Genomic DNA, 11,742 nt, shown 5'->3' with positions numbered 1-11,742 from the left:
AACCCAATGATAAGCTAAGCGCACATAAGGTACTATCAGTTTCGTTGAACATACAAATTCCCAAATATATGGCCGTCGGCATTATTGGGACCTCTACCAATTTATTTATAAATGGGGATTATGCGCATTTGCGGGTACTTCTCGATGATGGAAGCTGTAATCTTAAGGCCATTTATGGCACAACGAAAGTTACTACACGTAGCGGGGATATAAATGTGTATACCAAAGGGGCTACATTTTTGATTAAGAACAGTTTTGGCATTGTCGAAAGGGAACCTATTCCCGAAGCCGATGATTTTTTCGATCTGACAACCACCACGGGTGATATCCATCTAATGAAAACCGAATAATATCCCTATTTTTGCCCTTCATATTGAAACCAATGAGTATTAAAAAATCAGTATTGCTTATTGTCTTGGTATTGCTTGTTGATCAGGTCAGTAAGATCTACATTAAAACCCATTTTGTCCTTGGGGAATCGGTGGAGGTTTTCGAGTGGTTCAAAATCCATTTTATCGAGAATTCCGGTGCCGCATGGGGAGCCAAGTTAAATGACTTCTTGCCGATTTCAGAAAATACCGCAAAGGTTATATTGACCGTATTCCGTTTGTTCGCGGTTGCAGGTATCGGATATTGGCTTTATGACAGTATAAGGAAACATTCTTCAAAAACCTTGGTACTTGCGGTCTCTTTGATTTTCGCAGGCGCTTTGGGAAATATCATCGATTCCGTCTTTTATGGGATCTTGTTCAATGATAGCATTAGCCAGGTTGCCACCCTCTTTTCGGAGGAACCCTATGGGGGCTTGTTTTTTGGGAAAGTGGTCGATATGCTCTATTTTCCAATGATCGATACAATATGGCCTGATTGGGTGCCGTATTTCGGGGGGAAAAGCTTCAGCTTTTTCGATCCTGTGTTTAATATTGCCGATACGGCCATAAGCACTGGCGTTGGAATATTGTTGGTTTTCAACAAGAAGGCATTTGCCCATAAAACCAAGGAAGAAGCTTTTGCAGAAGATCAGGATTTGGAAAAACAATAGATTTTATCGGGGGTAACGCAATAATCCAAGGGAATGTCCTCTTTAAGAACATCGACGATGTTTTCTTCTGGCCCAAATAACGACAAACCAACCTTGATTACCCCAGGCTTACATTGTTTAAGAAACCGATCATAATAGCCCTTGCCATAACCTACTCTGTTACCTTTTTTATCATAAGCGAGTAAAGGCACGAAAACAACATCGATTTTTTCGGGCGGTACTTCAATACCATCAACTGGTTCGGGAACCCCCCACTTATTCGGTATCAATTTGGTATTGTCGGTCAATAAAAAATGAAGCAATGCATCCCCTTTCATCTTGGGAATAATAACATGTTTATCCCGTCCTTGAAGTATGGATAATAAATAAACAGTGTCTATTTCCTTTTTGTGGGCAATCGGTAAGAAAATGTGGTAGTAGTCGAATTCCCAAATCGCAAGGTCTAATACATTGTTTGAGATTAACAAACTCGCTTCAGAAATTTTTTCTGTAGGGATTTGATTCCTCCGTTGGGAATAAAGCAATCGTAAATCAGCCTTCAACATGTGGGGGAGTTGAACATTTACGATGAAAATATTAGGTTGTTTTTATTCTTTCGCAGCTACTGCGATATAGATTTTAAAAAACAACATTAATATCAAGTAGGTGCCGAGGGTTATAATATAATTGTCCATGCGTATTGCGATTTTGATGTCATAAATATAAAGAATAAAAAATAATATATCCTACAAAATGCACAATTTTATCGATGAAATGCACTATTAGGGCGAAAATTTAACAATTCAATAACTAAAAGAAGGTAGATTATTGTTTAGAAAAGGATATTTAAGCGTTACACATCAGGTCGTGGAATCGAAAACTCAAATACTGTTAAATCGTTGAATTCTGATAAATATAATAAAAATTAAAAAACACCATACCAAAAGAAGTGTTATTATTTCAATTCTTATAAAAAGGCCGGGCATAACCTCATCATAACATTGGTTTTATCATTGAACCTAGGCGTAAAAAATATGGAAAACACCTTACATTTGATTAAAAACATAGTAATTTAACAGGGAACTTAAGACGCTAAATTCCCTTACTTCATCAATGTCCCAATTGCCATTAAACATACAGATCAGTACTTTGCCCAACAGTCCCGGGGTATATCAATTCTATGATGGGGAAGATAAGATCTTGTATGTTGGCAAGGCCAAGAACCTTAAGAAAAGGGTTTCATCGTATTTTACCAAGAACCATGAATATGGCAAAACCCGTATCCTGGTAAAGAAAATAGTGCGTATACGGCATATTGTGGTTTCCACGGAATCGGATGCCTTATTGTTGGAAAATAATCTTATAAAAAAATACAGGCCTCGGTATAATGTGCTGCTCAAGGATGACAAATCCTATCCATGGATCTGCATTAAAAAAGAACGTTTCCCAAGAATCTTTCCGACCCGAAAAATGATCAAGGACGGTTCTGAGTATTTCGGCCCTTATACAAGTATGGGCACGGTCAAGATCTTATTGGATTTGATCCGAAATATATATCCCATAAGAACCTGTAATTACGATTTGTCAAAAGAAAAGATCGAGGCCGGTAAATATAAGGTATGTCTTGAATATCATTTAGGGAATTGCTTGGGCCCTTGTGAGGGACTGCAAAACAGTACTTCATATGAAAGGCAAGTTGATGATATTCGTGAAATCCTAAAAGGTAATTTCAAATCATCCTTACAATCCTTCAAAGACCAAATGAAAACCCTCGCGGAGGAAATGCGTTTTGAAGAGGCCCAACACATCAAGGACAAGATCGAGATACTTGAAAAGTACCAAGCAAAAACCACCATTGTAAATCCGAAGATCAATAATGTCGATGTCTTTTCCATACTTACCGATGATGCCTTTGCCTATGTCAACTTTTTGCAACTTTCACATGGGTCGATCATCAGGTCGCATACGTTGGAAATCAAAAAGAAATTGGATGAAAAGGATGAGGACCTGTTGCAATTGGCGATTTTCGAGCTACGAAAACGGTTCAATTCAGAATCAAAGGAGGTTTACCTGCCTTTTAAGGTGACCGTTGAACCCCAAATCAAGGTGACCGTTCCCAAACTCGGTGATAAGCGTAAGATTCTTGACCTATCTATACGCAATGCCAAATACTATAGACAGGAAAGATTCAATCAAATCAAGATCATAGACCCAGATCGGCATACGAAAAGGATCATGGCACAAATGAAGAAAGACCTTCGCTTGTCCGAAGAACCCCGGCATATCGAATGCTTTGATAACAGTAACATACAGGGCGCCCATCCGGTTGCCGCCTGCGTTGTGTTCAGGAACGGAAAACCGGCAAAGAAAGAGTATCGTCATTATAATATAAAAACGGTCGAAGGCCCTGATGATTTCGCCTCTATGGAAGAGGTCGTTCTTAGACGCTATAAACGCTTATTGAACGAAGAGCAACCTTTACCGCAATTGATCATCATAGATGGGGGGAAAGGACAGTTATCCTCAGCCTTGAAAAGTTTGGATGTTCTAGGGTTAAGAGGCAAGATCGCCATTATAGGGATTGCCAAAAGATTGGAGGAAATTTATTTCCCGGAAGATTCCATACCCTTATATTTGGATAAGAAATCCGAAACCCTGAAAATTATACAACAACTCAGGAATGAGGCCCACCGATTCGGCATAACCCTTCATAGGAACAAGAGGAGTAAGGCGGCAATAAATTCTGTATTGGAGAATATCGATGGTGTTGGTGAAAAGACCGCAGCAGACCTTTTGAAAAAATTCAAGTCGGTGAAAAGGATCAAGGAGGCCTCGTTCGAAAGTTTAACCGCCATTATAGGAAAAGCAAAGGCAAAAAAAATTTATGAAACGTTTCATTGAAAATCGCGACCTACTATACCTATGAGAATTCTACCCTTACTTTTCATACTACTCTTTTTAGGGCAAGTAAATGCCCAAGACCCAGAACAGGAGAAAGAGGTAAAGGTGGGCCTTGTGTTGAGCGGTGGTGGCGCAAAGGGCATGGCCCATATCGGCGCGCTCAAAGTCATTGAGGAAGCTGGCATCAAAATCGACTATATCGGGGGCACGAGTATGGGAGCCATTGTCGGCGCTTTGTATGCCTCGGGCTATTCTGCAAACCAGCTCGATTCGATATTCAGGAGTATCAACTTCAATAGGCTTATAGGTGATTTTCTTCCTAGGAACGTTAAGACCTTTTACGAAAAGGAAGATTCCGAAAGATATGCCTTGAACCTTCCCTTTGATAACTTCAGAATTTCCATACCACAGGGTTTTTCTGGAGGTCAGAACATCTATCACGAACTGGTGAAATATTTATACCATGTCAAGGATATCGATGATTTTAGCAAATTGCCCATACCATTTGTATGTATAGCTACCAATGTAGAGACAGGAAAGCAGGTTAAACTCGATAAAGGGTATTTGCCTGAGGCCATTATGGCATCGGGAACACTTCCATCCTTATTCGAGCCTTCAACGATCGATGGTATGGTGCTCATTGATGGGGGGGTTGTAAATAATTATCCCATTGAGGAAGTCAAGAATATGGGGGCCGATATCATTATTGGTATTGATGTGCAACATGGGTTAAGGGATCGGAATGAACTGCTTTCCGCTACGGGCATTTTATTACAGATCAATAATTTCAGGACGGTGAAGGACATGACCGAGAAATCGGTATTGACCGATGTCTATATTAAACCCGATATGGCCGAGTATTCGGTGATGGACTTTGCTTTGGGGGATGATATCATAGAAAAAGGCAAAATTGCGGCAGAGGAAAAATATAACGATTTGAAAAATGTAGCCTTGATGCAAAACGAGGTTGCCGTAAAAAGGAAACCAATTTCACCAGTCGATAGTTTATGGGTTACCCGATTGATCATAAAAGGGGATAATGAAAACTATACCCGTGGGTACGTAAAGGGAAAACTACGTTTTAAATTAGGGGATAAAACAAGTTTTGAAAAATTACAGCGGGGCATCAGCAACCTGGCCGCGACCGGTAATTTCAAAACGATACGGTATGAACTCTTGTCTGACGGTGATGGGGAAGACCTTATTCTAAAGCTGAACGAAACCCAGAATAAAACGTTTTTGAAAATCGGTGCCCATTATGATGATCTTTACAAAAGTGCCGCGATAATCAACCTAACCCGCAAAAACTTCTTTTTTGGGGATGATGTCGCTTCCTTCGATTTGATTTTGGGCGACCAAGTGCGGTACAACATGCAATATTATATCGATAAAGGATCGTATTGGAGTTTTGGTATCAATTCAAGGTTCAATGCTTTTGAAAAAGAGGTAGATTTTGGTTTGATCGAAAGTAACTTTCAAATACCACCTGGCATCAATATCAATAATTTGAACATGGATGTTTTGGATGTGACCAACCAAATATATCTACAGACCGTACTGCAAGAGGAATTTGCCTTTGGCCTCGGTGTTGAACATAAATATTTAAGATATAGTACAAGGACCTTAGGGGCGATTGCAGACGAAGGGGGGGAGCTATCAACAACTGCGACGGAAAAACGCACCTATTTAGAAAAAAGCAATTTTTATAGTGCTTTTGGGGAATTGAAGTTGGATACTTATGACGACAAGTACTTTCCTACCCGAGGTTTGTTTTTTGATGGGGATTTTCATTTTTACCTACTTTCTTCTGATTTTAATGATAATTTCAAGGAGTTCTCAATCGCAAAAGCGAGAATGGGTGGGGCTTTTCCCTTGGTAAAAAATCTATCATTGAATCTTGAAACCGAGGGGGGCTTTAAATTGGGAACTTCTGGAGTGACCTCCTTCGATTTTGTTTTAGGAGGGTATGGGAATAATCTCATCAATAATTTCACCCCTTTTATCGGCTATGATTTTTTGTCACTTCCCGGTAATAGCTATGTAAAGGCTTATGGGCGACTGGATCTGGAGATTGCACCGAAAAACCATGTACTGCTGACTGCGAATATCGCCAATGTCGATGATGATCTTTTCAGGACCGGTGAATGGTTTACCTCCCCAAATTATTCAGGGTATGGCATTGGATACGGTCTCGAGTCGTTCATGGGTCCATTACAGCTGATGTACTCTTGGTCCCCAGAAGGTACGGGTAGGTTCTTTTTTAGTTTAGGTTATTGGTTTTGAAGCCTTTAACAGTATTTTTGGTGGGTTTTTACGATATTTGACAAAAGCACGGCGCATGATAAAATCAAACCTTAATAATGTAGCGGCCCACGGTAGGGCAATGTGGTAAAGCGCTTGTCGAATATTCCATTGAGCATTGTTAATGCTGTCAAATATTCAATTTAATTTACATTTCAAAACATCAAATCATGGCTATCCTAGACAATACCTCATTACACTTACCGAAAGAAAACCCTGAGGCCGAAGATTTCTTACCGCTTTTGGGAACGGATCATGTAGAACTGTATGTGGGCAATGCCAAACAGGCCGCCCATTACTATATATCCGCATGGGGCTTTCAGCCCTTGGCCTATGCCGGTTTGGAGACCGGGTTAAAAGACAAGGTCTCCTACGTTTTGCAACAAGATAAAATACGATTGGTACTTACATCGCCCCTGCGGTCCGGTGGGCCCATAAACAAACATATCGATGCGCACGGAGATGGGGTCAAGGCCATTGCCCTATGGGTCGATGATGCAACCCATAGTCATCTTGAGACTTCTAAAAGAGGGGCGCAAAGTTATTTGGAACCCAAGACCATGAAAGACGATCATGGGGAGGTTGTGCTTTCGGGCATCCATACTTATGGTGAAACTGTACATATTTTTGTGGAACGGGGGGACTATAAGGGCGTGTTCTTACCGGGGTATGTTCGTTGGAATCCTCATTACAACGCACCGGAGGTGGGTCTGAAATATATAGACCATATGGTAGGCAATGTAGGGTGGAATGAGATGGACAAATGGTGCAAATTCTATGAAGAGGTTATGGGCTTTGCCCAATTAATATCTTTTGACGACAAGGATATTTCTACCGAATACACAGCATTGATGAGTAAAGTAATGAGCAATGGCAATGGCAGGATCAAGTTCCCCATAAATGAACCGGCAGAAGGCAGGAAAAAATCGCAAATAGAGGAATATATAGACTTTTATAACGGTGCTGGTGTTCAGCATATGGCCATGGCTACGGATAATATCATCGAAACCGTCACTGCACTCAAAAACAGGGGCATTGAATTTTTAACGGTACCGGCCAGTTATTATGAAGATGTGTTGGATAGGGTGGGTGAAATCGACGAAGATCTTATACCCTTGAAGGAGTTGAGCATCCTCATTGATAGGGATGACGAGGGGTACTTGCTCCAGATATTCACGAAACCGATTTTGGACCGACCAACGATGTTCATCGAAATCATTCAAAGAAAAGGGGCCAAATCCTTTGGGAAAGGGAATTTCAAAGCCCTGTTCGAAGCCATTGAAAGAGAACAGGAATCAAGGGGAACACTGTAATTTCAGGATAATAATTCTTAAGAATTTGCCAATTTTAAAGATACATCCCTTAATAACTGTTAAGGGTTTAGTTAAAGTACGTTAAAAGGGTTTTCAAGACCATTACTATGTATTAAATTTGTTCACGTAAGGGGTGGTTCCCTTACAACTTTAAGTATTGGTTTTTCATAATTTAAAGTTTGGTTGGTTATTTAGGAAAAGCCCAGTTGTAAGACTGGGCTTTTTTTTTGCACAATACTTTGGAATAAAAATTGTTTAAGTAATTGTAAATATTAAAATAGATTGATTCTCTTTTATTAGTTTTACTTCTAGGTATGAGATTATTTATTACAACATTGTTAATGATCATGGCACTTGGCACTAATGCCCAGAACGGTGATTCTGTGTTTGAACCAGGCGAATGGTTGAAATTTCGCATGCATTATGGTTGGTTGAATGCGAGTTATGCCACATTGCAGGTTAATTCGGCCACGATTAAGGGCAAAGAGGTATATCATGTCGTAGGTATAGGGCAGACCACAGGTTTTGCCAGTATCTTTTTTAAGGTAGACGATAGGTATGAAAGTTATTTCGATAAAAAAGACGGTAAGCCCTATCGCTTTGTTCGAAAAATTGATGAAGGGGGTTATACCAAGGACGTTGAAATCGATTTTGACCATGAAAAGGATAAAGCGGTCCTCAATGACAAAAAAAACAAGAAAAAGATTAATTTTGCACTGCAGGATAGCATTCAGGATCTTATTTCAGCCTTTTATTATCTGAGGAACAATTATGAGCCAAAAGATCTGGTAAAAGGGGAAGCCATCAAAATGAAATTGCTGTATGATGATGATGGCATATTCCCTTTTAAGCTGAAGTATCTGGGTACTGAGGTAATAAAGACCAAATATGGCATGATTGAATGTTATAAGTTTAGACCATTGGTACAATCGGGAAGGGTGTTCAAGGAGCAGGAAAGTCTTACGCTATGGGTTTCCAAGGATGAAAATAGAATCCCTATCCGTATTAAGGCCGATTTGGCCGTTGGTTCGATAAAGGCTGATTTAGATGGTTTTAATGGTCTAAAACACCAGTTTAAAATAGTAATGGATTGATGACCTTACCATACCATGGAGAATAAAGAGCAGATTGAATCCCAGATAACCAAGCTAGAGGAAAAATATAGGGATTCTGGCCAAGACCTAAGCTCTTATTTAGACGGACTTCTTTACCAACGTTACCTTACTTACTGGGATTATATCCACCTCGATACGTTATTGAGCCTTCAAGTGCCCCGTACGTATTTTCCCGATGAGGAGATATTTATCATGTACCACCAGATTACGGAGCTGTACTTTAAGCTTATCCTTCATGAACAGAAACAGTTTGTGGACCATAAGGCCCAGGATGTGGAATTTTATATTGAAAAGGCCAGACGCATCAATAGTTATTTCGAAGCCTTGATTTCTTCCTTCAGTATAATGATCAAAGGTATGGAGCGTGAACAGTTTCTGAAATACAGAATGGCACTTTTACCAGCAAGCGGATTTCAATCGGCACAATATCGCATGATCGAACTGTATGCCACGCCGCTCGAGAATTTGGTGCACCATACGGAACGCGACCTATTTTCGGCAAAGAATACCGTTGAGGACCTTTACGACCATATCTATTGGAAAAAAGGGGCCACCGATGTATCCACTGGTGAAAAGACCTTGACCCTAAAACAATTTGAGTACCGTTATACACCAAGATTGATTCGTATTGCAAAACAAGTAAAAGGCAACACCATTTGTCATAAATTTTTAGAGCTTTCAGATGCTAAAAAGAATAATAAAATACTCATTCAAGCGTTAACAAGATTGGATATAAATGCGAATATAAACTGGCCGTTGGTGCATATGGGTTCCGCCCATAGGTATTTAGGTAAGGAAAGTGGCCAAGTTGCTGCCACCGGAGGCACCAATTGGAAGGAGTATTTGCCGCCGAGTTTTCAAAAAGTCGTATTTTTCCCTGAAATCCATTCCAAAGAAACGATGGACGAATGGGGCAAACAATGGGTAGACCATATCTTTAATCCAGATAAAATAAACAAGAACAATGCATAAATATTGGGGCATTTTTATGGCATTGATGCTACTTGCTTCTTGCAAGGAGGATAATGCTAGTCAAGAAACACAGGGTAAAAAGGAGGAATTGGCGATCGTACATGTACCGATAATCGTCAAACAGTACGGTTTTAATTTTGATGATTTTACCGTACAGCACGATACGGTAAGAAACGGGGACAGCTTTGGTGAATTGATGTTGAGCAATAAGGTCGACTATCCGAAAATAGCAAAAATTACCCAAGACTACAAAGACACCTTCGATGTGAGGAAAATACGCGTAGGCAAACCCTATGTTATCCTCAAATCAAAAGATACCACCGAACAGGCCCAAGTTTTTATTTATGAAAATGATGCCATAAACTTTACGGTGGTCGATTTGCGCGACAGCGTGGTCGCCTACAAGGATAGGAAAGAAGTGAAATATGTGGAGCGTGAAGCCTCCGGAATAATAGCAACCTCTTTGTCTGAGGCGATTCTTGAACAAGGTATCGATTATAATGTCACCAATAATCTATCCGATATCTATGCTTGGACCATCGATTTCTTCAGACTGCAAAAAGGTGATAAATTCAAGGTGATTTATAAGGAAAAATACATCAATGATTCCATCTATGCCGGGGCGGAACCCATTGAAGCAGCTTTCTTTGAGCATAACGGTACACCCATTTATGCCTTTGCCTATGAAAACGACTCCTTGAAGAGCATCGTTGATTATTTTGATGAAGAGGCCAATAACCTTAGAAGGACATTTTTAAGGGCGCCGGTCAAGTTCAGTAGAATATCGTCAAGGTACAATCTAAAAAGAAGAATCCGATATTACGGATACAAATTGCGCCCCCATAAAGGAACCGACTATGCGGCTCCCATCGGCACACCTATTATGGCCACGGCAGATGGTACGGTTACCGAATCAACAAGAAAGGGCGGTAATGGTAAATATGTCAAGATCAGGCATAATGGCACCTATTCGACCCAATACCTTCATATGAAAAAGCAAAATGTACGTAAGGGCGAATTTGTTCGTCAAGGCGATGTCATCGGTTGGGTCGGTATGACAGGTAATACGGGCGGCCCACATGTTTGCTACCGGTTTTGGAGAAATGGCAGGCAGGTAGACCCCTTAAAGGAAGAATTGCCTTTGGCGGAACCTTTGGCGGAGGCATTACGACCTGATTATTTTGAATTTATTGCCCCATTAAAGGAACAATTGGATTGTATCGAGTATATTGAAAAACCAAAAGAGGAAGAACTGCTAACACTTAACCAGTAATATGTCATTACAGAACACTGACCCCACTACGACCCAAGCTTGGAAAAAGCTTACACAACATTACGGTACTACCAAAAACACACCTCTAAAAACACTTTTTTCGGCGGATGCCAACAGGGCAGAAAAGTTCAGTTTGTCATGGAACGATTTTTTCTTTGACTTTTCAAAGAATAGGATTTCAGAAGAGACCATTTCACTTTTAGTGGAATTGGCCAATGAGGTAAACTTAAAAGATGCCATCTCAAAATATTTTAAAGGGGAAGCCATCAACCAAACAGAAGATAGGGCGGTCTTACATACCGCACTAAGGGCAAAGAAATCAGACGTGGTCCTTGTGGATGGGGTAAACGTGATTCCTGAGGTATATGGGGTAAAAGAACATATACGTTCATTTACAAATGACATTATCTCGGGCACTAAAAAAGGGTTTACAGGCAAGGCCTTCACCGATGTGGTCAATATAGGTATCGGGGGATCCGATCTTGGTCCTGCCATGGTAGTCGAGGCATTGAAGTTCTACAAGAATCACTTAAAGACCCATTTTGTCAGTAATATAGATGGGGACCATGTACATGAAATATTGAAGGAATTGAATCCTGAAACGACATTGTTCGTTGTGGTCTCAAAGACATTTACCACCCAGGAAACCTTGAGTAATGCGACAACGATAAAAAAATGGTTCCTTAAACATGCAAAGCAGGAAGATGTAGCCAAACATTTTGCTGCCGTTTCAACGAATACCGAGAAAATCGCGGAATTTGGAATATCGGCCGACAATGTCTTTCCCATGTGGGATTGGGTCGGTGGGCGTTTTTCATTATGGAGTGCCGTGGGTATAACCATAGC

At 40.4% G+C, this 11,742-nt stretch carries 8 protein-coding genes and 2 pseudogenes; 9 read left to right on the top strand and 1 reads right to left on the bottom strand.

What is annotated here, in order from left to right:
• Both WBM98_RS15135 and WBM98_RS15130 read left to right on the top strand, forming a co-directional pair.
• Window positions 1-350 (top strand): annotated as a pseudogene (locus tag WBM98_RS15135) (hypothetical protein); the annotation flags it as partial.
• 32 nt (window positions 351-382) lie between these two features.
• Complete coding sequence (locus WBM98_RS15130) at window positions 383-1,042, top strand: lipoprotein signal peptidase (protein ID WP_424366862.1); 660 nt, start codon at window positions 383-385, stop codon at window positions 1,040-1,042.
• Here WBM98_RS15130 and WBM98_RS15125 read toward each other — a convergent pair.
• Window positions 1,021-1,587: a 5-formyltetrahydrofolate cyclo-ligase gene (locus WBM98_RS15125; RefSeq protein WP_424366861.1), complete on the bottom strand. Its 567-nt coding sequence runs from the start codon at window positions 1,585-1,587 to the stop codon at window positions 1,021-1,023. The genes WBM98_RS15130 and WBM98_RS15125 overlap by 22 nt on opposite strands.
• A 547-nt stretch (window positions 1,588-2,134) precedes the next feature.
• Here WBM98_RS15125 and uvrC point away from each other — a divergent pair.
• The 7 genes and pseudogenes from uvrC to pgi form a co-directional block, all read left to right on the top strand.
• Window positions 2,135-3,922 (top strand): excinuclease ABC subunit UvrC, encoded by a 1,788-nt coding sequence (gene uvrC / locus WBM98_RS15120; protein WP_424366860.1) that lies wholly within the window; start codon window positions 2,135-2,137, stop codon window positions 3,920-3,922.
• Between the two features lie 21 nt (window positions 3,923-3,943).
• Entirely contained in the window at window positions 3,944-6,205 is a 2,262-nt protein-coding gene (locus WBM98_RS15115; protein ID WP_424366859.1) for a patatin-like phospholipase family protein, read from the top strand.
• Window positions 6,206-6,393: 188 nt separating this feature from the next.
• Window positions 6,394-7,536 carry a 4-hydroxyphenylpyruvate dioxygenase gene (gene hppD / locus WBM98_RS15110; RefSeq protein ID WP_424366858.1) on the top strand — a complete coding sequence of 381 codons (1,143 nt, stop codon included), beginning with the start codon at window positions 6,394-6,396 and terminating at the stop codon, window positions 7,534-7,536.
• Between the two features lie 314 nt (window positions 7,537-7,850).
• The gene (locus WBM98_RS15105) at window positions 7,851-8,630 is read left to right on the top strand and encodes a DUF3108 domain-containing protein (RefSeq protein WP_424366857.1); all 780 of its coding nucleotides are present in this window, start codon (window positions 7,851-7,853) and stop codon (window positions 8,628-8,630) included.
• A gap of 15 nt (window positions 8,631-8,645) precedes the next feature.
• Window positions 8,646-9,623 (top strand): tryptophan 2,3-dioxygenase family protein, encoded by a 978-nt coding sequence (locus WBM98_RS15100; protein WP_424366856.1) that lies wholly within the window; start codon window positions 8,646-8,648, stop codon window positions 9,621-9,623.
• Window positions 9,616-10,896: a peptidoglycan DD-metalloendopeptidase family protein gene (locus tag WBM98_RS15095; RefSeq protein ID WP_424366855.1), complete on the top strand. Its 1,281-nt coding sequence runs from the start codon at window positions 9,616-9,618 to the stop codon at window positions 10,894-10,896. The genes WBM98_RS15100 and WBM98_RS15095 overlap by 8 nt, the downstream gene beginning before the upstream one ends.
• A gap of 1 nt (window position 10,897) precedes the next feature.
• Window positions 10,898-11,742 (top strand): annotated as a pseudogene (gene pgi, locus WBM98_RS15090) (glucose-6-phosphate isomerase); the annotation flags it as partial.

Origin of the sequence: Maribacter sp., assembly GCF_049667165.1 — a bacterium.
Taxonomy (GTDB): Bacteria; Bacteroidota; Bacteroidia; order Flavobacteriales; family Flavobacteriaceae; genus Maribacter_A.
This window is presented reverse-complemented; position numbering and strand designations above follow the sequence as displayed.

What these genes read in the sequence shown, in the direction of transcription:
- WBM98_RS15130 (WP_424366862.1), top strand. Translation starts at nt 383, where the DNA reads ATGAGTATTAAAAAATCAGTATTGCTTATTGTCTTGGTATTGCTTGTT.
- WBM98_RS15100 (WP_424366856.1), top strand. Translation starts at nt 8,646, where the DNA reads ATGGAGAATAAAGAGCAGATTGAATCCCAGATAACCAAGCTAGAGGAA.
- WBM98_RS15125 (WP_424366861.1), bottom strand. Translation starts at nt 1,587, where the DNA reads ATGTTGAAGGCTGATTTACGATTGCTTTATTCCCAACGGAGGAATCAA.
- hppD (WP_424366858.1), top strand. Translation starts at nt 6,394, where the DNA reads ATGGCTATCCTAGACAATACCTCATTACACTTACCGAAAGAAAACCCT.
- WBM98_RS15115 (WP_424366859.1), top strand. Translation starts at nt 3,944, where the DNA reads ATGAGAATTCTACCCTTACTTTTCATACTACTCTTTTTAGGGCAAGTA.
- WBM98_RS15105 (WP_424366857.1), top strand. Translation starts at nt 7,851, where the DNA reads ATGAGATTATTTATTACAACATTGTTAATGATCATGGCACTTGGCACT.
- uvrC (WP_424366860.1), top strand. Translation starts at nt 2,135, where the DNA reads ATGTCCCAATTGCCATTAAACATACAGATCAGTACTTTGCCCAACAGT.
- WBM98_RS15095 (WP_424366855.1), top strand. Translation starts at nt 9,616, where the DNA reads ATGCATAAATATTGGGGCATTTTTATGGCATTGATGCTACTTGCTTCT.